The following is a 20,882-nucleotide window of genomic DNA, read 5'->3' as shown; positions in this document are numbered from 1 at the left end:
TGGATGGTGGGGCTAGCTCTACCTCTTGCTAGAGCACCCGCTGCCGGAAGGCCACGGGGTCGAAGACGCCACCCAGCATGGGGCCCAGCCCGCTGCGTGCCACCTCCGCGAAGGCCTCCCTCTCGAGGCCGCCCGCACCCTCCGGCAACGCGCCCGCCAAGGGCCGCGCGGCCAGCATCTCCAGATCCGCCACGTTGCTCCGCTCCACGACCCCGGGCTCGTCCGGCCACCGCCCGATGACGAGCCCGGCGAGATCGAGCCCTCGATGCGCGAGGGCCTCCAGCGTGAGCGCCGCCTGATTGACGCTCCCGCCCCCGGCCCTGACGACCACGAGCACTTGCGCCCCCAACGACCGTGCCAGGTCGGCGATCGTCGTGCCGTCCTCGTCATACCGCTCCAGCAGTCCTCCGGTGCCCTCCACGAGCACCAGCCGGTTGCTCTCACGCAGCTCCCGCACCAGCCGCACGGCATCGACCATCGACACGGGCGGCACCCCGGCGACCCGGGCCGCCGCGGCAGGGGAGAGCGACTCGGCGAACCGGCACAACTCAAACGTCGTGGTCACCCCGGCCAGCCGGATGACCGCATCCAGATCCCCGCCTTCACCAGGCGCCACGCCCGTCTGAGCAGGCTTGACCACGGCCACGGAAGCGCCACGCCCCCTGGCCAGCGCGGCCACGGCCGCCGCCACGACGGTCTTGCCCACCCCGGCGCCGGTCCCCGCGACCACAAGGATGCTCACAACCCCAGCGTAGGCACAGCCCCGCGGCCCAGATGAAACCACTTGGCCGGCCCACTAGACGCTCGTAACGGCGAGAACCACGTGAGCGTTCACGACCGGCGCTTGAATGTCGCGCGCCAACGTCGGCGAGGCGGTCAAGCCGGCACCGCCGTAAAGGAAAAAGGGTTTTAGGGACGGCGAAGACAGGGGTCTTGAGGACGGCGAAGACAGGGGTCTTGAGGACGGCGAAGACAGGGGTCTTGAGGACGGCGAAGACGAGAGGCCTTAGGGACGGCGAAGACGCGTGACGAACTTGTACCGGTCACCGCGATACAACGATTGAGCCCATTCAACGGGGTTGCCGTCGGCGTCGAAGGCGTGGCGCGTGAGGAGGAGCATGGGCAGGCCGACGTCCACGCCGAGCGCCTTGGCGTCGTACGGCGTCGCCAGCACGGTCTCGATGATCTCCTCGGCGTCCGTGAGCCGCACGTTGTAGGCGTTGTGCAGCGTCTCGTACAGCGACGAGTGCACCTCCAGCTCCCGCCGCAGCCGCGGGAAGCGCCGCGCCGACAGGTGGGTGGTGTCGATGGACACGGGCTCACCGTTGGCCAACCGGAGCCGGTGGATGCGCAGCACGCGCCCGCCCGGGTTGATGGCCAGGCGCCGCGCCAGGGCCTCGTCCGCGGTGATGTATCCCATCTCGAGGATCTTGGTGTCCGGCTCCAGGCCGGCGGTGCGCAGGTCGCCGATGTAGGAGGTCAGCTGGAGCACCTGCGCGACCTTCGGCTGCGCCACGAACGTGCCCTTGCCCTGGATGCGCAGCAGCCGCCCCTCCACCACGAGCTCGGTGAGCGCCTGGCGGACCGTGGTGCGCGAGGTCTCGAACCGCACGGCCAGCGTCCGCTCGGGCGGCAGCGCCGTGCCCGGCGGCAGGCTCTTGGTGAGCTCGAGCAGGCTGCGTTTGACGTCGTAGTACTTCGGTACGCGGGGGCTGTCGTCTGTCACGCGCTCACCTTCACTTCTGCCACGGCGGTGAGGCGTGTCTGATCACCGCGAGATCATCGGAACTCACATTGGCCCGAACGGTCAACCGCGGGCGACAGCGGCCGACCGGCACCGGGCGCGGACGGTGCCTGGCACGCGCGAATCCGGGCTGCTCAGGCCGATGGTGAAGGATATCCTCAGCGGCGCGCACGCCCGCAACCGAGGCCGTGATGAGCGCCGCGCCCAGCGGCCCGACGCAGGTCTCCGCATGTGCGAAGCCGTACCACCTGCCCGTGGAGATCACCTCCGGCTTCCCCCGCACAACCCCGTCCCGGGATCCGAGCGACTTCGGCAGTGTGACTGTTCTCACAATATGAGATTTCACAACATGGCCAGTCGCGTGAACGATGCCGTATCCGTGTTCACTGCGCGAGTAGGCGGGCGTGCGGCGGCCTACTAGGGAGTAATGCCCGCTCATCGGCATCCTGACTCCCCGGGGCTCCACTGGGCCAGTTTGGCTCTGGGGGGAGAGAGCACGCATGATGCAATCGTGCCGACTCTCAGCGACCTCGTCGCCCGCCACACCACTCTCGACGCGGCGGACCTCGATTGGCTGCACTCGCTGGTCTCCGACTGGCAGTTGCTGGCCGACCTGTCGTTCGCCGACCTCATCCTGTGGGCGCCCCTGCTGGGGGAGAACGGCTGGATCGCGATCGCGCAGATGCGCCCCACGACGGGGCCCACCGTCTACCACGACGACATCGTCGGCAGCGTGGTGGCCAAGGGCGAGCGCCACCTCATCGACACGGCCTGGAACGAGCGCCGCATCTGCCGTGAGGGCGACCCCGACTGGTCCACGGGCGTCCCGGTCAGGGAGGAGACCATCCCGGTCCGGCGCGCGGTCGAGGGCGGTGAGGGCCGCTTCCTGGCGGTGATCCAGCGCTCCACGAACCTGTCCTCGGCGCGCACGCCTTCCCGCCTGGAGCTGACCTACCTGCAGAGCGCTTCCGATCTGGCGCAGATGGTGGCCGAGGGCCGCTTCCCGTTCTCCGGCGAGGAGCCGATCCTGGTGCGTTCGCCGCGCGTCGGCGACGGCCTGCTCAGGCTCGACCGGGCCGGGCGCGTCACGTACGCCTCTCCGAACGCCCTGTCCGCCTACCGCCGCCTCGGCCTGCACGCCGACCTGGTCGGCGCCGAGCTGGGCCGGGTCACCGCTACCTTGTGCTACTCCGACGAGCCGATCAACGAAGACCTCATGATCGTGGCCAGCGGTCGCGCGGCCAAGGAGACCGAGGTCGAGTCCGGCGGCACGATCGTGCAGCTCAGAGCCATCCCGCTGATCGTCGGCGGGGGCCGCATCGGCGCGCTGGTGCTCATCAGGGACGTCACCGAGCTGCGGCGCCGCGAGCGCGAGCTGATGACCAAGGACGCCACCATCCGCGAGATCCACCACCGGGTGAAGAACAACCTGCAGACCGTGGCCGCGCTGCTCCGCCTGCAGGCGCGGCGCCTGCAGGTGCCGGAGGGCCGCGAGGCGCTGGAGGAGGCCGTACGCCGGGTCGGGTCGATCGCCATCGTGCACGAGACGCTGTCGCACGCGCCGGAGGAGTTCGTGAACTTCGACGAGATCGCCGACCGGGTGATCGCGATGGCCGGGGAGGTGTCCTCGCCGGAGGTGGCGGTCATGCCGCGACGCGTCGGCGGGTTCGGCGTGCTGCCGTCGTTGATCGCCACGCCGCTCGCCATGGCGCTGACCGAGCTGCTGCAGAACGCATTGCAGCATGGGCGGCCCAAGCGGCTGGAGGTGGTGGTGGAGCCGGCGCTCGACCGGCTCAACGTCACCGTGTGGGACGACGGGAGAGGCCTGCCCGAGGCCTTCGACCTCGACAGCTCCACCAGCCTGGGTCTGCAGATCGTCCGTACGCTCGTCGAAGGGGAGCTGTCCGGCAGGATCTGCATCCAGCCGCGTCTCGAAGGCGGCACGGAGGCCGTGCTGTCGATCCCGCTCCCGACGGGCGTGAGCCCCTGAATCCAGTCAGGCGGAGGCGCGGGCGCGGGCCCGGGCGCTGCGGCGCTTGAGCGCGCGACGCTCGTCCTCGCTCAGACCGCCCCAGACGCCGGCGTCCTGCCCGGACTCCAGCGCCCACTTCAGGCACGCGTCGACGGCCGAGCATGACCGGCAGACCTGCTTGGCCTCTTCGATCTGCATGAGCGCAGGGCCGGTGTTCCCGATCGGGAAGAACAGCTCGGGGTCCACGTCACGGCAGGCAGCTCGGTGGCGCCAGTCCATGCGTCCACTCCTTAGTAGATGGAGCCTTCGGTGGGCTCCGTGCGGCCACTACTTTGTGAAGAGTTTCACTAACTCGCGCGAACAAGTACCCCAAATCCCGCTCGGGACCGGGGGTTGCCCGCTGACGCCTCGGTAGGACCTCTGGGGTTGTTAAAGGTCCTACGTTCCGACGTCAGTAGTGAGCTTTTCAGCCACGGAGAGTGCACGCAAGGGGGTTGGGGCGAAGTTTTGGCCGTTATGGATGTCGGATGCGTCACACAATGACCGAATGTAACCGTCTAGACCAGAACTTGTAACGCGTTCGGTGTAGACCGAAATGTCACGATTTCGCGTTCTCCCAGGTAGTCCCCGTCCAGCTGAAAGGCCACGGGGCGCTCCGCGGTGAGCGTGAACTCGGCCTCGTCATGCAGCTGAACGAGGTGCCGGCCGGACGGAAGCGCGTCACTCTCCGTGAGGATGTGCCGGATCACCGGTGTGAGCGTCATCAACCCCAGGCGGCGAAGTCCCAGCAGGTCGAGCCCCGTCTCGAAACTCGCCCACGGGGTCGGCCGGACCGGCCTGGCACCGACATATGTCCACGGTGAGGTGTTGGAAACGATCGCCATGAACAAGCCCTTGGCGGTCGGGATCCCCGGACCGGTCAGCGTCATCGCCGGATGCCGCTTGTCCGTGGCCAGGTAGTGCCGTAGAGCCGTGTTCACATACCGGGCCGGGGTAGCTTTCCGGCCCGTCCCTCTCAGGCCTTCTACGGCCCGTACAACCTCGGCGTCGTACCCCATCCCCGAGCAGAACGTGAAGTATCTGCTCTGCCCCTCCCAGAGGGCCTGCCCCAGGCCCACCGTCCTGCGCCGGCCCTCCCTGAGCGCCTCCAGCACCGCGCCCGTGGACTCCACCGGGTCGTTGGGCAGGCCGAGCGCGCGGGCGAACACGTTCGCGCTGCCGCCGGGGATGACGATCAGCGCCGGCCGGGTGGCGCTGGGATCCTCCGGGAGCGGGGCGTCGTCGCCGTTGATGGGGTTGAGCAGGCCGTTGACGGTCTCATTGATCGTCCCGTCGCCGCCCAGCACCGCCACCACGTCGTATCCCTTGGCCCGGGCGGTGGCGGCCAGCGCCGCCGCGTGCCCCCGGTAGCGGGTCTCCTCGACGGTGAGCTCCACGGCCGCGCCGAGCGCGCGGATCAGCACGTCCCGCGTGCGGGCGTTGGTCGTCGTGGCCTTGGGATTCACCAGCAACATCGCGCGCATGATGCCAGCGTATCCACCGATCCTGGTTTATCTGATCGACCGAATGTCCGATTCTCGATGGGTTAGTTCGTCGATTGATCGAAAGTCTGCAAGAGGTCATCCACCAGAACGGCGACAGACCCTGCGATGGTCAGAGGATCCGCCAGGACACCCACGGCTTCCGCGGCCATGATCCGTTTCACTTTTCGGCCTGTTCCTTGTCACGTGGAACAGCTTGTTCTGCGGAGCGAGCCGTACGGAGGACATTCCGTGAAAGCCGCGCGGGGGACCTGAGGAGGGGATGGATAAGGTTTGCGTGTGTCGAAGCGTCCGTGGACCCTCATCACCGCCGCCGCCGTCGTCGCCCTGGAGGGCCTCGTCGCTCTCGGGCTAGGCGTCTTCGCCGCGGTGGAGGCGCTGATCGGGAAGCCCGGCGACATGACCTCGGCCCTGGCCGTGGCGGCGTTCGCCGCGCTGGTCGGGGCCGGGTTGCTCTGGGTGGCCTGGGGCGGGCTGTTCAAGATGGAGCGGTGGGGACGCGCGCCCGGCGTGCTGGCCCAGATCTTCATCGCGCCCGTCGCCGTCACGCTCATCCAGTCGGACCAGCCGCAGCTCGGGATCCCGCTGATCGTGGTCGCCCTGGCCGGGCTGGTGACGCTGCTGCTACCCCCCACCACCCGCGCGCTCGGTTACGGCGACGGTTAGTCTTCGGCCGTCAGTCCCTCGCGCAGCTGCGCCAGCGTGCGGGCCAGCAGGCGCGAGACGTGCATCTGCGAGATGCCCAGCTCGGTGGCGATCTGCGACTGTGTCATGTTGCCGAAGAAGCGCAGTAGCAGGATGCGCTTCTCCCGCGGCGGCAGCCGCTCGAGCAGGGGTTTGAGCGACTCGCGGTATTCGACGCCCTCGAGCGACTCATCCACGATGCCGAGCGAGTCGGACACCGCGGGGGCGTCGTCGTCGCCGGAGTCCGGCGCGTCGAGCGAGACGGTGGAGTAGGCGTTGGCCGACTCCAGGCCCTCGAGCACCTCCTCCTCGGTCATCTTCAGGTAGGAGGCCAGCTCGGCCACCGTCGGGGCGCGGCCCTCTCGCTGCGACAGATCGCTGATGGCCTTGGTCAGCGAGAGCTTGAGCTCCTGCAGGCGGCGCGGCACGCGGACCGCCCAGCCCTTGTCGCGGAAGTGCCGCTTGATCTCGCCGACGATGGTCGGCGTCGCGTAGGTGGAGAACTCCACGCCGCGGTTGAGGTCGAAGCGGTCGATGGACTTGATCAGGCCGATCGTGGCGACCTGGGTGAGGTCGTCGAGCCACTCACCCCTGTTGCGGAAGCGGCGCGCGAGGTATTCGACCAGGGGAAGGTGAAGCTCGACCAGCTCGTCCCTGATGCGTTGGCGGCGCGGCTCCTCGGGCCCCAGCTCGGCCAGCTCGGCGAACAGCTGGCGGGCGCGCACCCTGTCGGGCACGGCGTGTTCGCTGGTGGCCATGGCTCCAGTCCCTTCCGTCACGCCGACCTCGCCGCGCCTCGGCGCTTACGCAGGACGATCGCCATGCGATCGGGGGAGTCGGTCACCGCGTCGACATCGTCGGCCAGGGCGGTCAGGACCATCCAGGCGAAGTCGTCGCGCTTGGGCGCGGAGCTCCCGACCGTCGCCACCTCGACGCTGACGTGCATCTCGTGCCCGGTCAGCTCGAATTCGGCGGTCAGGTCGGTGCCGGGCACCGCCTCGCTCAGCAGCATGGCGCACGCCTCGTCGACCGCGATCCGCAAATCCTCGATCTCGTCCAGCGTGAAGTCCAGCCGCGCCGCCAGTCCGGCGGTGGCCGTACGCAACACAGACAGGTAGGCGCTCGCGGCGGGGAGCCTGATGCTCACCACGTCACGGATGCCGGCCACGCCTTCCGCGCGCGTCTCGGTTTCCTCGGTCACGTTCCTCCTCGCGAATCCGACGCCAACTGCAACTTACCGCCCCTGAGAGGTGCTTGGACGATTCAGACTCGCCATCGACGGAAAAGGCTCTGCGCGGCCTGTGACCGCACAGAGCCTTATGTGCCGATTTAGGCGGCCTTGGTCTCCCAGAAGATCTTGGAGATTTCGTCGATCTTGCCCAGCAGGTCCTCGGCCTTGGAGACGTCGACCGTGCCCTTGGCGCCGGCGGCGCCCGCGAGCTTCGTGGCGTCCCAGAAAAGCTGGTGAAGCTGGGGGTACTGCTCGAGGTGCGGAGGCTTGAAGTAGTCGGTCCACAGCACCCACAGGTGGTGCTTGACGAGCTCGGCGCGCTCCTCCTTGATGGTCAGCGCGCGGGCACGGAAGACCGCGTCCTCGTTGGCCGCGTACTTTTCCATGATCGCCTTGACCGACTCGGCCTCGATACGGGCCTGAGCAGGGTCGTAGACCCCACAGGGCAGGTCGCAGTGTGCGGAAGCGACATGCTTGGGTCGTAGCAGTCGTGCGAGCATCAGAAAGTCCTTCCTGGATGCTGAATCAGCTTGGTCCACAACCGACCTTACTCGGGTCGCAATGCCTGCGGAGTGGGGGGTCAGCGCGTATGCGAGTGCGTGTCGAGGGGGATTCCATGCGCCCAGGGCTGGTTCCGGGTGACTGGCTCCTTGTCCGCAGGAACGCCACCGTCCACCCGGGGGATCTCGTGGTGGCCAGGCTTCCCGGCGATCCCGATCAGCTGATCGTGAAACGGGCTCAGTGGCACGGGGCGGACGGGTGGTGGCTGGAGAGCGACAACCAGCGGGCCAGCGGGCGGCGCGACAGCTGGGACTTCGGGCCGGTGCACGACATCGTGGGGCGTGTCGTGCTGCGCTACTGGCCGCTGATGAGGAGGTGGCGACGCTAGGGGCCGCGGTCGCGGCTGGGTGTAGCTCGTTCTGAGGGAGTGGCTGAGCTGGGGATTCATGGTTCGGGCCATGGCAAATGGGCAGCGCTGCCCGGGACGACCATATGCCACGCCATTTCCCCTCAGCCGACCGCGCCTGCCGCCGAGTAGGTGACCAGGGTCTGGTCGGGGTTGTCTGCGAGTTGTAGTACGACGTGGCTGTAGTTGAGCGGCCCGAGCTTCGGATGGCGAAGCTTCTTCGATCCGTTGCCCACCGCCATGACGTCATGCCGCGGCCACCACTGCCGGACCTCCTCGCTGTCCCCCTTCAGCTCCTCGATCAGGGCCTCGAAGCCGGGATCGTCCGGATGGCCGGCCGCGGCGAGCCGGAATCGGCCGAGCATGGCCCGGGCCTCCGGTTCCCATTCGAGATACACCGTTCGGGCGTGCGCCGCGGTGAACATCCAGCGTACGAGGTTGCGCTGGCCGTCGGGCAGCGCGTCCCAGTCGGCGAACAACTCACGCGCGGCGGGGTTGGAGGCCAGTACGTCCCAGCGGCGTCCCTTGACGATCGTCGGGAACGGCTCGAGCCGCTGTACCAGGGCGACGACTTCGGGATCGATCCACTCCGCCGGTGCCGCGGCGGTGCCAGGGCCGGGCCCGTCCTCGCCGCCGCGGGCCAGCACCCACAGGTACTGCCGTTCTGCGCCGGACATCCGCAGCGCGTCGGCCAGGGCGTCCAGTACCTGGGCCGAGGGTCGCACGGGCCGGCCCTGCTCGAGGAACGTGTAGTACGTAACGGACATGTTGGCCAGCAGCGCGACCTCCTCGCGGCGCAGTCCCGCCGTGCGCCGGCGGCTTCCGGCGGGCAGGCCGACATCGCCGGGGCGCAGGCGCTCGCGCCGGGACCGGAGCAACTGTCCCAGGGCCTGCAGATCACCGGTTGTTGCCATACAGCGCAGCCTAGTCATGCCAATACCAGTAACAAGCTGCTCTGGTTACCAGTTTCAGTCGCGCCCATGCTCGGCCCATGACGATCATCCGGGAAACCATCACCATCCCCGTGGCCGATGGCACCACCTTGCCCGCCTACCTGGCCCGCCCGGTCGGCCGCGCCGCCCCGGTCGCGGTGCTCGTGGCGCACGAGCTATTCGCAGTGAACCCCGACATCCGGGGCGTGGCCGATGCCTTGGCGCAGGCCGGGTACTTGGCCCTGGTGCCGGAGTTCTATCACCGGCACGCCGAACCCGGACGCTGGCTCGAACGCACCGACGCCGGGCGCCGAGAAGGATTCGCCCTCCTGCACCAGTTGCGCCGCAACGAGGCCCTGACCGACGTGGACACCTGCCTGAGCTGGCTGGGCGCGCAGCCAGACATTCAGCAGACCGCGATGATCGGCTTCAGCTCCGGCGGCCACCTGGCCTACCTGGCAGCCTGCCAACTGCCGATCAGCCACACCGCCGTGCTGTACGGCGGCTGGCTGCCCACCACCGATATCCCGATGAGCCAGCCCACCCCCACGCTGGACCTGACCCCTGGGATCAGCGGCCGATTGCTCTATCTGGTCGGCGAGCACGACACACTGATCGACACGGGCCAGCGCGGCCAGATCCGCGCCGCACTGGAGCAAGCCGACGTCAAGCACGAAATGGTCATCTACCCCGACGTCGCTCACGCATTCTTCTGGCCCGGAACGCCGGCCTTCGACCAGAAGGCCCGAGACGACGCCTGGACCCGGGTCCTGAGCCTCCTCGCCGACTCTTGAGACTCCCTCAGAACGAGCTGCACCCGTCGCGGCTAGGGGCCTCGGTTGCGGCCCAGGAGTCGTTCTTGCGGCCTGGGGCACTCAGGAGCCGCTCATAGGGCCGATGGGGGCCGCTCGTAGGGGCCTGGGGCCGTTGGGGTCGCTCAGGAGCCGTTCTTGCGGCGGGCGCGGAAGGCGGCGACGTTGGCGCGACTGGCGCAGCGGGCCGAGCAGTAGCGGCGGGAGCGGTTGGACGAGGTGTCGAGGAAGGCCTGCCCGCAGTGGGGCTCACGGCAGCGGCCCAGCCGATCCACGCCCAGCTCCGCCACGACCGAGGCCAGTCCCATCACGGCGGTGGCGGCGGGGTCCTCGGCCAGGTGCAGGTGCCAGTCGTGGCCGTCGTGGTCCGACAGCTGCGGACGTACGGGATAACGCACGAGCAGGGCGTTGAGCAGCTCCGCCACGGCCCGCTCGTCACCGGCCGCGTCGAAGACCGCGGCCAGCTCATCGCGCAGCCGGATCAGGTCGGGAGGCGGCGCGGGGTCGTTGGCCAGGCGGACCGCCCACTCGGCGTAAGAGGTCAGGTCCATGCCGGAGTATTACACGAGCGACGGGATGCCGGAGCACCCCGCCTGCTCGGTGTCACCCCGCCGGGCGGTCAGCCCGCGGGGTGGTCAGCCCGCGGGGCCGGTCACCCCTCTGGGTGCAGGACGCGCCGCAGGAACGCGCGGGTGCGCTCGTGGCTGGGGTTGCCGATCACCTTGGCCGGCTCACCCTCCTCGACGATCACGCCGCCGTCCATGAACACCACGCGGTCGGCCACCTCCCGCGCGAACCCCATCTCGTGGGTGACCACGAGCATGGTCATGCCCTCCTCCGCCAGCTTGCGCATGACTGTGAGCACGTCGCCGACCAGCTCCGGGTCGAGCGCCGAGGTCGGCTCGTCGAACAACATCAGGTCCGGGTTCATGGCCAGCGCCCTGGCGATGGCCACCCGCTGCTGCTGCCCGCCGGAGAGCTGGCCGGGGTAGGCGTCGCTCTTTTCGGAGACCCCGACCTTGTTCAGGTTCTCCCTGGCGACGATCTCGGCCTCTTTCTTGCCCCTTCCCAGCACCCGCCGCTGCGCGACCATCACGTTCTGCAGCACGGTCAGGTGGGGGAACAGGTTGAACTGCTGGAACACCATGCCGACGTGGCGCCGCGCGGCGTCGATGTCGGCGTCGGGATCGGTCAGCTCGGCTCCGTTCACGAAGACCTGGCCCTTGGTGGGGGTCTCCAGCAGGTTCACGCACCGCAGCAGCGTGGACTTGCCCGAGCCCGAGGGTCCGATGACGCAGACGACCTGTCCGGGATCGACCGTGAAGTCGATGCCCTTGAGCACCTCGTTGTCGCCGAAGTACTTGTGCAGATCCCTGATCTCTACGGCGTGCGTCACCGCTTCCTCCCCTGACGCGCTTCGAGGCGGCGGACCACGATGCCGAGCGGAATCGTGATGAGCAGGTAGGTAGCGCCCGCCACGATCAGCGGCGTGCTGTTGGCCTGCTCGATCGTCGTGTCGGAGCCGAACTTGGTCAGCTCGGTGGTCGCCGCCGTGACGCCCAGCGTGAAGACCAGCGAGGAGTCCTTGAACAGCAGGATCAGCTCGTTGGTCAGCGGCGGGATCACGATCCTGATGGCCTGCGGCAGGATGATCGACAGCATGGCCCGGCCCGGCTTCATGCCGAGCGACCTGGCCGCCTCCATCTGTCCCTTGGGCACCGCCTGGATGCCGGCGCGGAACGACTCGGCCATGTAGGCCGCGGCGACCAGGCCGAGGGCCAGGGCCACCGTCCCGTAGATGTCGCCGGGCAGTCTGAAGCCGGGGAACGCGATCGGCAGACCGAACCCGAGCAGCAGGAAGATGATCAGCGCGGGCAGGCCGCGGAAGATCTCGATGTAGACCAGCGCCACCACCCGGTACGGCACCACGGACGACAGCCGCATGAGCGCCAGCACCAGGCCGAGCACGAAACCGATCACATAGCCGGCGATGGTGAAGATCAGCGTGTTCTTCAGCGCCACCGTGAAGAGCGTGGGGAACATCCCGGCGGCGACGGAGCCGTTGAGGAAGTTCTCCGCGATCTTCGGCCAGTCGGCCAGCATCGCCACCGCCGCCAGGACGGCGACGAAGACGGCGTACTGGACACCCAGGCTGATCTGTCGTCGTTTCCTGGGACTGAGCCCGCTGCGCGCGGGCTCAGTCGTGATGGGCGTGCCCGTCATGATCAGGAAGCGGGCGACGGGGTCGTGGCCGGAGCGGCGCCCATCCACTGCTCATAGAGCTTGGTCCAGGTGCCGTCCTTGATCGCCGTGGCCAGGGACTCGTCGACGGCCTTGAGCAGCTCGGCGTTGCCCTTCTTGACCGCGAAGCCGTACTGGGCCTGGGTCGGGACCTGGCCGGACAGCTCGTAGGCCGAGGAGACGTTCGGCTTCTTCATCCACTCGACGACGACCGGCAGGTCCTGCACCACCAGGTCGACCTGGCCGGACTGGAGCGCGAGCAGGAGCTTGCCGGAGTCCTTGAACTCCTTGGGCTCGATGCCCTTGGTCTTGGCCAGGTCGAGGGCCGTCGTGCCGGCCTGCACGCCGACGCTCACGCCCTTGGCCTTGGCGTCCTCGAGCGTGGGGATGCCCGCGGCCTTCTTGGTGACGAGGCCGAGCACCTCGTCGAAGTACGGCGAAGAGAAGTCGAGGTTCTGCTTGCGCTCGTCGGTGATGGTCATGCCGGCGGCGGCGACGTCGCACTTGCCGGCGTTCAGAGCGGCGCCACCCTTGATGGAGTCGAAGTCGATGTCGACGATCTCCTGGGTCACACCGAGCTTCTTGGCCACCAAGTCGATCATGTCGACGTCGAAGCCCACGATCTTGCCGCTGGCGTCCTTCGACTGGAACGGCGGGTACGGCAGGTTCGTGCACGTGGTCAGCTTGCCGGGGGAGACCAGCTGGACGCCGCCCGCGGCCGTGGCGCCTGCGGTCGACGTCGCGCCGGACTGTGTGCTCGGTGACTCGCTCCCGCATGCGGACAGGGCGAAAACGGCGGTTAGCGCGAGCACGCCGGCGGCGTAGCCACGGCGGCCCTTAAGGCTCAGGGCCATGTACGGCCTCCTAGAAGTGAATCTGGGGTTTTGTGCAGTTTAAGTGGGTTTTTGCACCGCTCCGTCATCAGGGGTTTAACAATGCGTCAACGGAACGGCGACAGCGCCGACACCGAACCCCATCTCACCATGTGGCACTATGGGGTCACGGGTGACCCCCGAACCCCCTCACGACGATGATCGCCGAGGGGATCCTGGCAGCTACCGAAGCCAGACCGCTCGCGCTCGTCCGCCGAAGGTTTCTTCCGCTACCAACGATTACAGGGGTCGCTGTGGCTGCCACGCCCGCTTCCGCATCCGTCGAAACACTCGATCTCGATCCGGCTTTCGCACTGCATCGCGGCGGCAAGATCGAGGTTCGCTCCACTGTTCCCGTCCGCGACGCGGACGACCTGGCGCTCGCCTACACGCCCGGCGTCGCCCGGGTGTGCACCGCCATCGCCGAGACGCCCTCGCTGGTCCACGACTACACCTGGGTCTCCAGGGTGGTCGCCGTCGTCTCCGACGGCACCGCCGTGCTCGGCCTGGGCGACATAGGTCCTTCGGCCGCCATGCCGGTCATGGAGGGCAAGGCGCTGCTGTTCAAGGAGTTCGCGAACGTCGACGCCGTCCCCCTCTGCCTCGACTGCACCGACGTGGACGCCCTCGTGGAGACCGTCGTTCGGCTGGCGCCGTCGTTCGGCGGCATCAACCTCGAGGACATCAGCGCACCCCGCTGCTTCGAGATCGAGGCCCGCCTGCGCGACCTGCTCGACATCCCCGTCTTCCACGACGACCAGCACGGCACCGCCATCGTGGTGCTCGCCGCCCTCCAGAACGCCGCCCGCCTGACCGGCCGCCCCCTCGGCGACCTGCGCGCGGTCGTGGCCGGCGCCGGCGCCTCCGGCGTCGCGGTCACCCGCATCCTCCTGGAGGCCGGCATCGGCGACATCGCGGTCTCCGACTCCAAGGGCATGATCTACGAGGGCAGAGAGGGCCTCAACCCGTTCAAGGAGGCGCTGGCCCGCGACACCAACAGGTCCGGCCACACCGGCTCTACGGAGGAGGCCCTGGCGGGCGCGGACGTGTTCGTGGGCCTGTCCGGATCCACCGTGTCCGAGGCGGCCATCGCGTCGATGGCCAAGGACGCGATCGTGTTCGCGCTGTCCAACCCGACCCCGGAGGTCCACCCCGAGGCGGCCGCCAAGCACGCCGCGGTCGTCGCCACCGGCCGCTCCGACTTTCCCAACCAGATCAACAACGTGCTGGCCTTCCCCGGCGTGTTCAGGGGCGCGCTGGACGTGCGGGCCTCCACCATCACCGAGAACATGAAGGTGGCCGCGGCCGGCGCCCTGGCCGGCGTCGTCGGCGACGACGTCACGCCCGCGTACGTCATCCCGAGCCCCTTCGACGAGCGCGTCGCCCCCGCCGTCACCGCCGCGGTCGCCGCCCAGGCCCGCGCCGACGGCGTCGCCCGCATCTAAGCAGCTCAAGACCGCTTGACGATTGCTTGCCGTTCCCTTGGGTAAGTGAGGTCCTCGCCGAGACCGAGGCGCCGCCGGCGACCCGCAGCACACGCGGAGCCGGCGGCGCAAGCGAAACGAGCGGGGACATCCATTGGGAACTGCCATAAATCCTTTACGCAAGGTGCTATAACTGTAGCTCGCTGTAATGATGTGGGCGGCGGCTCCTGCGACAAGGAGAGCGATGGTACGCGAGCCGAATCGACTGCTGCAGCAGCTCATCGCGGAGGCGGGCTTTTCTCACAAGGGACTGGCCAGGCGCCTCAACGATCTGGGCGCCGCACGCGGAACCCCCGGTCTGAAGTATGACCACAGCTCGGTATTGCGCTGGATCGGTGGCCAGCGCCCGAGAGATCCGGTGCCCTGCCTGCTTACGGAGCTGTTCGCGCTCCGGCTCGGCAGGCAGGTCACCTCGGAGGACCTCGGAATGCCGGCCATCATTACACCCCTCGATCTCGGGCAAGAGTTCATGCACACGTGGCAGGAGGGGGTCTCGACTGTGACCGCGCTGTGGCGGGCCGATGTTGAGAGACGGAGGTTTCTGATCGACTCGACGTTCGCTTTAGGAGCAGGCTCCATTGGAGCCATGCGCTGGCTGACGTCCCCGTTAGAGGGACGCCTGGGCGGGACGGGTACGCGGCGCGTGGGCCGCGCCGAGATCGCCGCCATCCACGAGGTCACCCGATCTTTCGGTGAGCTCGACAACCGTTTCGGTAGCGGCCACGTCCGCGCGTCCGTGGTCAAATACCTCGACGGCGCCGTCTCCCCCCTACTTAAGGAGGGCTCGTACAGCGACGCGACCGGCCGCCAGCTGGCCGCCGCGGCCGCTGAGCTGACCCGGCTGGCCGGCTGGATGGCGTACGACATGGAGCAGCACGGCCTGGCCCAGCGTTACCTCATCCAGGCCCTGCGCTTGGCCAGAGGCGCCGACGACCACACCCTCGGCGGCGAGATCCTGGCCGGCATGGCCCACCAGGCCATCTACGTGGGCCAACCGGCGCACGCCTTGGACCTGGCCCGGGCGGCCCAGCTCGCGGCCCGTGGCGCGGGCGTGAACACCCTGCTGGCCTCCGCCTACGTCCTGGAGGCCCACGCCCACGCCGGCCGCGGCGACGCCCGCTCCTGCGGCGCCTCGCTCCACGCGGCCGAACGCGCCTTCGACGCCCGCAAGCCCACCGAAGAACCCCGGTGGCTGAGCTACTTCGACGAGGCGTACCTGTCCGCCAAGTTCGCGCACTGCTTCCGCGACCTGGGGGAGGGGGAGCGGGCGGTGCGGTACGCGCGTCGCTCGCTCGACATGGACTCCCGCTACGTGCGGGGGCGGATGTTCAACCTGTCCCTGCTGGCGGCGGGGCTGGTGCAGTGTGGGGAGCTTGAGGAGGCGTGCTCCACCGCCGGCAAGGCTATGGCGATGGCGGGGGAGTTGCAGTCGGTGCGGTCGCGGTCGTATGCGGAGGATCTGCGCAGGCGGCTGCAGCCTTACAAGAACGAGCGGGTGGTGAAGGTGCTGCACGAGCGCACCCGGGAGCTGACGTCGGCATAGGCGAACCCTGTTGGAACTCCGGATACTTTCGGTGACCTCCGGAAAGTATCCGGAGCCTCGGCGCATGCTGAGGTCATGAGCCCACTTCCAGCAGAGCCGGTTCCCTCCGCGACGGTGGAAATCGCGGAAGCCGGCAAAAGTCTGTCTCGGTTGATCGACCGTGTGGAAACGGGCGAGCAGATCACCATCACGCGCGGTGGGCGTCCCGTTGCCGTGCTGACGCCTGTCCCGAGACCGGTGATTCCGGATGCGCCGACCGGACACCTCCTCCTGCAATGGCTCGAGGAGTTCGGGCCGGACGAAGAGTTCGCCGCCGACATCGACGAAGTCGTCCAAGAGCGGTGACAGGCAATCGAGCCATCGTGCTCGACACCCGCGTCGTGGCGGACATCGAGCGCGGCACCTTCGACCCGCGCAGGCTTTTGGGCTACACGCCCGGGATTTCGGTCATCACCCTCGGGAGCTCACAACCGGGGTGGCCAAGGCACAGGACCGTGTCCAGCGCAAGCGCCGGGCCGATAACCTCGCGGCCCTGATCAGCCGGCTCTTCGTCCTCGGGTTCACGCCACGCACGGCCGTCGCCTACTCCATGCTCAACGCGTCCGCACGGGCCAAGGGCAAGGAGAGGCAGCGTACGGACATGCTCATTGCGGTGGTTTGGCGAATGAGTTCGAGCGCCAAGTTCGCATGAGTTTCGGTGCCAGTTGACGATCTTCGGGGGGCTGTCGGCGAACGAGTTTTGGTACCATTCCCGCTGCCGGCAGGTGGCGCTTGCGTCAGTGGGTTCTCGACTGTGGTGCTGTCAGTCGTCAGCTGCGATGATCAGAGTCAGGTTTCTGCTAGCCCGGTCCACGACGATGAGTTCATGGAATTCGGTGTGGACGCCACCCCAGTCGTGGAACTCAGACCGGCCAAGCCCTTTGAGGCGATATCGGCTCGTGGCCGCCCGGATGAGCGCATAGACCTCGTGGTTCAAGACCTCTTCCAACTGTTTGGGCAGACCTCCATACTGGCTGGCCCAGCTTCTCAGGACATCGATCGCGGTCGTTTCGTCCACCGGTTCGTAGGCGTCGGTGGTGATATTGCTCAGCCAGTAGGGACCGTGTCGAGTGCCCAACGGGTCGACGCCGCCACCGGCGTAGTCATCTCGAAACTGGTCATGCTTGATCAAGGCGTCCAGGAGCAACGTGTCGTCACAAGAGGGCGAGAGCAGCTCGAATCGCTTGAGATCGATCCACCGGTAGCCGTGAGCGCTCTGGTCGTTGAACGGATAGTGACGGAAGTTGATGAAAACCTGATCACGGAAGTTGAGCGCCTGTTGCACGATCACTAACCGTAGACGCAGGCCTGAACCTACTTCGGCATGACCGAGCGCAGGTCTTCGGAGTGCGGGTGATGAACCAGCTCAGGCTGGGATGCCTTGTTGAGCGCGAGAGTGCGCCAGCCGGTAGGAGTCGGTGCCGGTTTCGATGATGGTGGCGTTGTAGGTGAGCCGGTCGACGATGGCGGCGCACAGGCGCGGATCGGTGAACGTTTTGGTCCACCCATCTGGGGCTCGTTGGAGGCGATCGCGACGCTCGCGGTCTCCTCCCTGTCGGTCAGGACCTGGAAGAGCAGGTCGGCGCCGCGTTTGTCGAGCTCGAGGTAGCCCAGTTCGTCGATCTATGCGGATATCCGCATAGATCGATCTATGCCGAGACCGCGACTATGCCGAGGACGGCCCTGCGGAAGCCTGTTGAGCAGGGCGTCTGCCGTCTGGGACTCGGCATAGTCACAGGCTTTCGAGGAACGTGAGGACCTGGTCGGTGGGGTGGTAACGGCCTGGCGGCGCCTCCTGGGGTGTGGTGAGCGCGAGGGCCTTTTCCTTGATGCTCATGTCGGCGTGCAGGTAGGCGTCGGTGGAGCGGACGCCGGCGTGGCCGAGCCAGAGGGCGATCACGGAGGTGTCGACGCCCGCTTGGAGCAACGACATGGCGCAGGTGTGGCGCAGGACATGCGGATGGAGCCGTTTGCGCTGCAGCGACGGGCAGTGTGATGCGGCCGTTGCGGCGTGGGTGCTGATGCGCAGTGCGATGGCATCTCGGCTGAGTCGTCGTCCCGCGCGAGTGGGGAAGAGCGGATCGCTGGGGCGTCCGTCTCGTTCGGTGAGCCAGGTCCGTAGGAGGTCCCGGACGGGGCCGGTGAGTGGGACGGCGCGGTGTTTGCGTCCTTTGCCTTCGCAGCGGACGTTCGCGCCGGTGCCGAGGGTGACGTCGCCGCAGTTGAGGCCGGTGAGTTCGGAGACGCGCAGGCCGGTCTGGATGGCCAGGAGCATCAGGACGCGGTCGCGCCGTCCTTCCCAACGGGACGGATCCGGCGCCGCCAGGAGCGCGTCGGTCTCCGGTGGGGTCAGGAAGGTCACGAGTCGCTTGTCGAACCGTTTGGGCGGGATGGCCAGGACACGTTGAATGAGCAGGGCATGCTCGGGGTGGTGCAGGGCTGCGAAGGAGAACAGCGAGCGGATCGCGGTCAGCCGGACGTTCCGGGTCCGGATGCTGTTGTGCCGCTCGGCTTCGAGGTGGTTCAGGAACGCGGAGATCATGGTGGCGTCGAGGTCGTCCCAGTCGAGTTGGGAGGGCGTCTTGCCGGTCTGCTCCTGGGCGAAGACCATCAGCAGGCGCAGGGCGTCGCGGTAGGCGGCGACGGTGCGCGGGCTGGCCTGCCTCTGCTTGACAAGCCTGTCGGTGAAGAATGCTTGCAGGGTTGCGGCGGTCAGTGTCATGGCCGAGCCTCCCGGTGAGCTGCTTCTTGACGGGCGGCCGCGAGGGCGAGCAGTTCGGGGGCGGCCGACAGATACCAGTAGGTGGAGCGCGGTTCGCGGTGTCCCAGATAGGTCGACAGGGCTGGGATCTTGGCTTGGACGTCCTCTTGCGTGCGATACCAGCCGAGCAGGGTGCGGACCGCGAAAGTGTGGCGCAGGTCGTGCAGTCGGGGAGGCCAGGGAGCGTCGGCGCCGACCCTGGCCTCGGTGATGAGGTGCCGGAAGGTCTCGGAAGCCACGGCATAGATCAAGCGCTTGCGGGTGCCGGAGATGAAGAAGCTCGGATCGATGGGCCGGGGCTGGAGGTCGTCGCGTACCTGGGAGTAGCGGCCGAGAGCCTGCATGGTGCTGGGATGCAGGGGAACCAGGCGGGACTTGCCGAACTTGGACTCGCGGATGAGCAGGATGCCCTCGTGCCAGTCGATGTCGGCGCGGTCGAGCTTGATGGCCTCGCCGATCCGAAGCCCGCTGGCGGCCAGCAGCCCGAGCAAGGTCTCGTAGGTCGCCGCCCGCAGCGCAGGCCGGAGCGAGTCGCGGGCCTGACCCATCACCTTCGCGATGTCGCCGGGTGAGTAGACGAACGGGGGGCGCCAGCGCTGCCGGTGCGGCAGCAGGCCCAGCGGTGGCACCTCCGTGGCGGGGTCGATGCCGGCCAGGTAGCGGGCAAAGCCCCGGGCGGCGGTCATTCGTCGTGGCCCGATCGTGGTCATCCGGCCGCCGTCGCCGGCCTGCTGCGCCCAGGCCAGCGCTGCGCGGATCGTGACGGTCTGGGCGTTCTGGCTGTCGAGGTAGGCGACGAACCCGGGTAGCAGCCAGGCTGCTTCGGCCATCTCGTGCCCGAGCGAACGACGCAGGCGCAGGTAGTCGGCGAGGGCCTGCTGCAGCGCGGTCATCGGATGCCCGCCGGCCATGGCTGGGCGACCTGGCGCAGCGAGGCGAGGTCGACCTTGGCGTAGAGGGCGGTGGTGGCCAGGTCCTGATGGCGCAGAATCTGGCTGATCGCGCTCAACCCGGCGCCTCGGCGCAGAAGTTCACCGGCCACGGCGTGGCGGAGCCGGTGCGGTCCCACCGCTGGCAGGCTGACTCTGTGGCAGGCCCGCTCCACCACATCCCCTACCAGATCCGCGCGGATCGGCCGACGGGGAGCACGGCAGGTCAAGAACAGCCGCCGCTCTCCTTGGGGGATGCGTCCGCTCGACAGGTAGGCGACCAGCGCCTCGCCCACCTCCACCGGTAACGGGAGCCGGTCCTGGCGCCCGGCCTTCCCGCGGATGATGAGTTCTCCGGCGCGCCAGTCGACATCGTGTAACTCCAGTCGGGTCACCTCGATGGAGCGCAGGCCGAGCCGGGCGACCAGGATCATGATCGCGTAGTCGCGGATGCCGACGGGAGTGCTCCTGTCACAGCCGTCCAGGATGCTCTGGACGTCAGCCGCCGTCATGGTGGGCGGCACGCTCGCCAAGCGCCACCCGCCGATCGCAGGCACCGCGCTCCCCAGCCGCGAGGCGGTGATGCCCTGCAGATAGAGGAAGCGCAGCAGGGAGCGCAGCTCCGCCACGCGCCCCTTGGCCGACCCTGCCGAGACGCGATCGCACTCCCGTAACAGGAAGGCGTTGACGTCGGTGCCCGTCAGCGCCGCGGGGGTGAAGGCGTCTCCGATCGTCGCCTGTTCTCCCAGGAAGCGGCGGGCGGTGTTCGAGTAGCGCAGCACCGTGGCCGCGGCCAGCCCTCGGTCCCGGATCATCCAGGCGCGATACTGCTGCAGCAGCGTCTCCAGCGGCGTGGCCGGTGGCTGCTCCGCCGTGGTGATCCCGATTTCGCGTAGATAGGTCAGCAGCGGCGCCATCGCTCGCGGTCCCGGGATTCTCCGCTGGCCGGCCTCATGTCGTGCGGAACGGAACTGCGCCATCCACTCCTCGTCGAGCTGGCCGACCGTCAGGCCCGTATCTTCCAGCCAACGCCCGACCCGGCCCAGGTCCGTGAGCATGTTCCGGATTGTCTCCGCCGTGTAACCACGCTGCTCCAGCCATACTCGGTAGCCCTCGACCTGCGGCCCTAGCAGGCCGGGCTTCCTCCTCGTGCCCGCCATCGCACTCGCCTCCTTCGGGAGAGCCAAATT

At 68.2% G+C, this 20,882-nt stretch carries 24 protein-coding genes and 2 pseudogenes; 8 read left to right on the top strand and 18 right to left on the bottom strand.

The features are described from left to right. Positions 1-28: 28 nt before the first annotated feature. Both bioD and Q9G87_RS56520 read right to left on the bottom strand, forming a co-directional pair. Positions 29-742 (bottom strand): dethiobiotin synthase, encoded by a 714-nt coding sequence (gene bioD / locus Q9G87_RS56525; protein ID WP_305924972.1) that lies wholly within the window; start codon positions 740-742, stop codon positions 29-31. A gap of 264 nt (positions 743-1,006) precedes the next feature. Next, complete coding sequence (locus tag Q9G87_RS56520) at positions 1,007-1,726, bottom strand: GntR family transcriptional regulator (RefSeq protein WP_127936225.1); 720 nt, start codon at positions 1,724-1,726, stop codon at positions 1,007-1,009. Between the two features lie 529 nt (positions 1,727-2,255). On the opposite strand from Q9G87_RS56520, the gene Q9G87_RS56515 reads away from it, so the two are divergent. Then, positions 2,256-3,734 carry a PAS domain-containing sensor histidine kinase gene (locus tag Q9G87_RS56515; RefSeq protein WP_305924971.1) on the top strand — a complete coding sequence of 493 codons (1,479 nt, stop codon included), beginning with the start codon at positions 2,256-2,258 and terminating at the stop codon, positions 3,732-3,734. 6 nt (positions 3,735-3,740) lie between these two features. Here the strand turns inward: Q9G87_RS56515 and Q9G87_RS56510 are convergent, their stop codons facing one another. Both Q9G87_RS56510 and Q9G87_RS56505 read right to left on the bottom strand, forming a co-directional pair. Beyond that, positions 3,741-3,995, bottom strand: a complete 255-nt coding sequence (locus Q9G87_RS56510; RefSeq protein WP_305924970.1) for a WhiB family transcriptional regulator — start codon at positions 3,993-3,995, stop codon at positions 3,741-3,743. 278 nt (positions 3,996-4,273) lie between these two features. Beyond that, positions 4,274-5,239 (bottom strand): diacylglycerol/lipid kinase family protein, encoded by a 966-nt coding sequence (locus Q9G87_RS56505; protein ID WP_305924969.1) that lies wholly within the window; start codon positions 5,237-5,239, stop codon positions 4,274-4,276. 297 nt (positions 5,240-5,536) lie between these two features. On the opposite strand from Q9G87_RS56505, the gene Q9G87_RS56500 reads away from it, so the two are divergent. Further along, the gene (locus tag Q9G87_RS56500) at positions 5,537-5,923 is read left to right on the top strand and encodes a hypothetical protein (protein WP_305924968.1); all 387 of its coding nucleotides are present in this window, start codon (positions 5,537-5,539) and stop codon (positions 5,921-5,923) included. On the opposite strand, the gene Q9G87_RS56495 is transcribed toward Q9G87_RS56500, so the two are convergent. The 3 genes from Q9G87_RS56495 to sodN form a co-directional block, all read right to left on the bottom strand. Beyond that, entirely contained in the window at positions 5,920-6,699 is a 780-nt protein-coding gene (locus Q9G87_RS56495; RefSeq protein WP_020544159.1) for an RNA polymerase sigma factor SigF, read from the bottom strand. The two genes, Q9G87_RS56500 and Q9G87_RS56495, sit on opposite strands and share 4 nt — an antisense overlap. Positions 6,700-6,716: 17 nt before the next feature. Next, a complete protein-coding gene (locus tag Q9G87_RS56490) occupies positions 6,717-7,142 on the bottom strand; it encodes an ATP-binding protein (RefSeq protein ID WP_305924967.1) in 426 nt (141 codons plus the stop codon). Positions 7,143-7,270: 128 nt separating this feature from the next. Further along, the gene (gene sodN / locus Q9G87_RS56485; protein ID WP_221519206.1) at positions 7,271-7,672 is read right to left on the bottom strand and encodes a superoxide dismutase, Ni; all 402 of its coding nucleotides are present in this window, start codon (positions 7,670-7,672) and stop codon (positions 7,271-7,273) included. Positions 7,673-7,689: 17 nt separating this feature from the next. Between sodN and Q9G87_RS56480 the strand changes: the two genes are divergently transcribed. Further along, complete coding sequence (locus tag Q9G87_RS56480) at positions 7,690-8,061, top strand: S24 family peptidase (RefSeq protein WP_305924966.1); 372 nt, start codon at positions 7,690-7,692, stop codon at positions 8,059-8,061. Positions 8,062-8,183: 122 nt separating this feature from the next. On the opposite strand, the gene Q9G87_RS56475 is transcribed toward Q9G87_RS56480, so the two are convergent. Next, a complete protein-coding gene (locus Q9G87_RS56475) occupies positions 8,184-8,993 on the bottom strand; it encodes a helix-turn-helix transcriptional regulator (RefSeq protein ID WP_305924965.1) in 810 nt (269 codons plus the stop codon). A 77-nt stretch (positions 8,994-9,070) separates the two neighbouring features. On the opposite strand from Q9G87_RS56475, the gene Q9G87_RS56470 reads away from it, so the two are divergent. Continuing rightward, a complete protein-coding gene (locus Q9G87_RS56470; RefSeq protein ID WP_305924964.1) occupies positions 9,071-9,805 on the top strand; it encodes a dienelactone hydrolase family protein in 735 nt (244 codons plus the stop codon). Positions 9,806-9,948: 143 nt separating this feature from the next. Here the strand turns inward: Q9G87_RS56470 and Q9G87_RS56465 are convergent, their stop codons facing one another. The 4 genes from Q9G87_RS56465 to Q9G87_RS56450 form a co-directional block, all read right to left on the bottom strand. Continuing rightward, entirely contained in the window at positions 9,949-10,374 is a 426-nt protein-coding gene (locus tag Q9G87_RS56465) for a CGNR zinc finger domain-containing protein (protein ID WP_305924963.1), read from the bottom strand. 101 nt (positions 10,375-10,475) lie between these two features. Beyond that, the gene (locus Q9G87_RS56460) at positions 10,476-11,219 is read right to left on the bottom strand and encodes an amino acid ABC transporter ATP-binding protein (protein ID WP_305924962.1); all 744 of its coding nucleotides are present in this window, start codon (positions 11,217-11,219) and stop codon (positions 10,476-10,478) included. After that, complete coding sequence (locus tag Q9G87_RS56455; protein WP_305924961.1) at positions 11,216-12,094, bottom strand: amino acid ABC transporter permease; 879 nt, start codon at positions 12,092-12,094, stop codon at positions 11,216-11,218. Before Q9G87_RS56455 ends, Q9G87_RS56460 begins: the two co-directional genes overlap by 4 nt. Then, the gene (locus Q9G87_RS56450; RefSeq protein WP_305924960.1) at positions 12,049-12,918 is read right to left on the bottom strand and encodes an ABC transporter substrate-binding protein; all 870 of its coding nucleotides are present in this window, start codon (positions 12,916-12,918) and stop codon (positions 12,049-12,051) included. Before Q9G87_RS56450 ends, Q9G87_RS56455 begins: the two co-directional genes overlap by 46 nt. Before the next feature lie 272 nt (positions 12,919-13,190). On the opposite strand from Q9G87_RS56450, the gene Q9G87_RS56445 reads away from it, so the two are divergent. The 4 genes from Q9G87_RS56445 to Q9G87_RS56430 all read left to right on the top strand — a co-directional run bounded on the left by Q9G87_RS56445 (position 13,191) and on the right by Q9G87_RS56430 (position 16,654). Beyond that, positions 13,191-14,381, top strand: a complete 1,191-nt coding sequence (locus Q9G87_RS56445; RefSeq protein ID WP_305924959.1) for an NAD(P)-dependent malic enzyme — start codon at positions 13,191-13,193, stop codon at positions 14,379-14,381. Positions 14,382-14,604: 223 nt separating this feature from the next. Continuing rightward, positions 14,605-15,963 carry a hypothetical protein gene (locus Q9G87_RS56440; protein ID WP_305924958.1) on the top strand — a complete coding sequence of 453 codons (1,359 nt, stop codon included), beginning with the start codon at positions 14,605-14,607 and terminating at the stop codon, positions 15,961-15,963. 75 nt (positions 15,964-16,038) lie between these two features. Next, on the top strand, positions 16,039-16,308 hold the full coding sequence (locus Q9G87_RS56435) for a type II toxin-antitoxin system Phd/YefM family antitoxin (protein ID WP_305924957.1): 270 nt from the start codon (positions 16,039-16,041) through the stop codon (positions 16,306-16,308). A 130-nt stretch (positions 16,309-16,438) separates the two neighbouring features. After that, a complete protein-coding gene (locus tag Q9G87_RS56430) occupies positions 16,439-16,654 on the top strand; it encodes a PIN domain-containing protein (RefSeq protein WP_305924956.1) in 216 nt (71 codons plus the stop codon). 111 nt (positions 16,655-16,765) lie between these two features. Here the strand turns inward: Q9G87_RS56430 and Q9G87_RS56425 are convergent, their stop codons facing one another. From Q9G87_RS56425 to Q9G87_RS56410, 6 genes and pseudogenes are all read right to left on the bottom strand, one after another. Next, positions 16,766-17,287: a hypothetical protein gene (locus Q9G87_RS56425; RefSeq protein WP_305924955.1), complete on the bottom strand. Its 522-nt coding sequence runs from the start codon at positions 17,285-17,287 to the stop codon at positions 16,766-16,768. An 81-nt stretch (positions 17,288-17,368) separates the two neighbouring features. Further along, positions 17,369-17,497: pseudogene (locus Q9G87_RS61170) on the bottom strand (ATP-binding protein); the annotation flags it as partial. 29 nt (positions 17,498-17,526) lie between these two features. Continuing rightward, positions 17,527-17,616: pseudogene (locus Q9G87_RS61395) on the bottom strand (ATP-binding protein); the annotation flags it as partial. Positions 17,617-17,734: 118 nt separating this feature from the next. Next, positions 17,735-18,724, bottom strand: a complete 990-nt coding sequence (locus Q9G87_RS56420; protein ID WP_305924954.1) for a tyrosine-type recombinase/integrase — start codon at positions 18,722-18,724, stop codon at positions 17,735-17,737. Continuing rightward, positions 18,721-19,674, bottom strand: a complete 954-nt coding sequence (locus Q9G87_RS56415) for a tyrosine-type recombinase/integrase (RefSeq protein WP_305924953.1) — start codon at positions 19,672-19,674, stop codon at positions 18,721-18,723. Before Q9G87_RS56415 ends, Q9G87_RS56420 begins: the two co-directional genes overlap by 4 nt. Continuing rightward, positions 19,653-20,852, bottom strand: coding sequence for a tyrosine-type recombinase/integrase (locus Q9G87_RS56410; protein WP_305924952.1), 1,200 nt, complete (start codon positions 20,850-20,852; stop codon positions 19,653-19,655). The genes Q9G87_RS56415 and Q9G87_RS56410 overlap by 22 nt, the downstream gene beginning before the upstream one ends. Positions 20,853-20,882 lie beyond the last annotated feature (30 nt).

Origin of the sequence: Nonomuraea turcica (assembly GCF_030718205.1) — a bacterium.
In the GTDB taxonomy this organism is placed as follows: Bacteria; Actinomycetota; Actinomycetes; order Streptosporangiales; family Streptosporangiaceae; genus Nonomuraea.
The sequence above is the reverse complement of the archived record's forward strand: the minus strand, read 5'-3'. Positions and strand labels throughout refer to the sequence as shown.

Excerpts from the sequence above, each read along its gene's own strand:
- Q9G87_RS56510 (WP_305924970.1), bottom strand. The coding sequence starts at position 3,995 with ATGGACTGGCGCCACCGAGCTGCCTGCCGTGACGTGGACCCCGAGCTG.
- Q9G87_RS56505 (WP_305924969.1), bottom strand. The coding sequence starts at position 5,239 with ATGCGCGCGATGTTGCTGGTGAATCCCAAGGCCACGACGACCAACGCC.
- Q9G87_RS56495 (WP_020544159.1), bottom strand. The coding sequence starts at position 6,699 with ATGGCCACCAGCGAACACGCCGTGCCCGACAGGGTGCGCGCCCGCCAG.
- sodN (WP_221519206.1), bottom strand. The coding sequence starts at position 7,672 with ATGCTCGCACGACTGCTACGACCCAAGCATGTCGCTTCCGCACACTGC.
- Q9G87_RS56480 (WP_305924966.1), top strand. The coding sequence starts at position 7,690 with ATGCTGAATCAGCTTGGTCCACAACCGACCTTACTCGGGTCGCAATGC.
- Q9G87_RS56475 (WP_305924965.1), bottom strand. The coding sequence starts at position 8,993 with ATGGCAACAACCGGTGATCTGCAGGCCCTGGGACAGTTGCTCCGGTCC.
- Q9G87_RS56470 (WP_305924964.1), top strand. The coding sequence starts at position 9,071 with ATGACGATCATCCGGGAAACCATCACCATCCCCGTGGCCGATGGCACC.
- Q9G87_RS56465 (WP_305924963.1), bottom strand. The coding sequence starts at position 10,374 with ATGGACCTGACCTCTTACGCCGAGTGGGCGGTCCGCCTGGCCAACGAC.
- Q9G87_RS56450 (WP_305924960.1), bottom strand. The coding sequence starts at position 12,918 with ATGGCCCTGAGCCTTAAGGGCCGCCGTGGCTACGCCGCCGGCGTGCTC.
- Q9G87_RS56440 (WP_305924958.1), top strand. The coding sequence starts at position 14,605 with ATGGTACGCGAGCCGAATCGACTGCTGCAGCAGCTCATCGCGGAGGCG.
- Q9G87_RS56435 (WP_305924957.1), top strand. The coding sequence starts at position 16,039 with ATGAGCCCACTTCCAGCAGAGCCGGTTCCCTCCGCGACGGTGGAAATC.
- Q9G87_RS56420 (WP_305924954.1), bottom strand. The coding sequence starts at position 18,724 with ATGACACTGACCGCCGCAACCCTGCAAGCATTCTTCACCGACAGGCTT.
- Q9G87_RS56415 (WP_305924953.1), bottom strand. The coding sequence starts at position 19,674 with ATGGCCGGCGGGCATCCGATGACCGCGCTGCAGCAGGCCCTCGCCGAC.
- Q9G87_RS56410 (WP_305924952.1), bottom strand. The coding sequence starts at position 20,852 with ATGGCGGGCACGAGGAGGAAGCCCGGCCTGCTAGGGCCGCAGGTCGAG.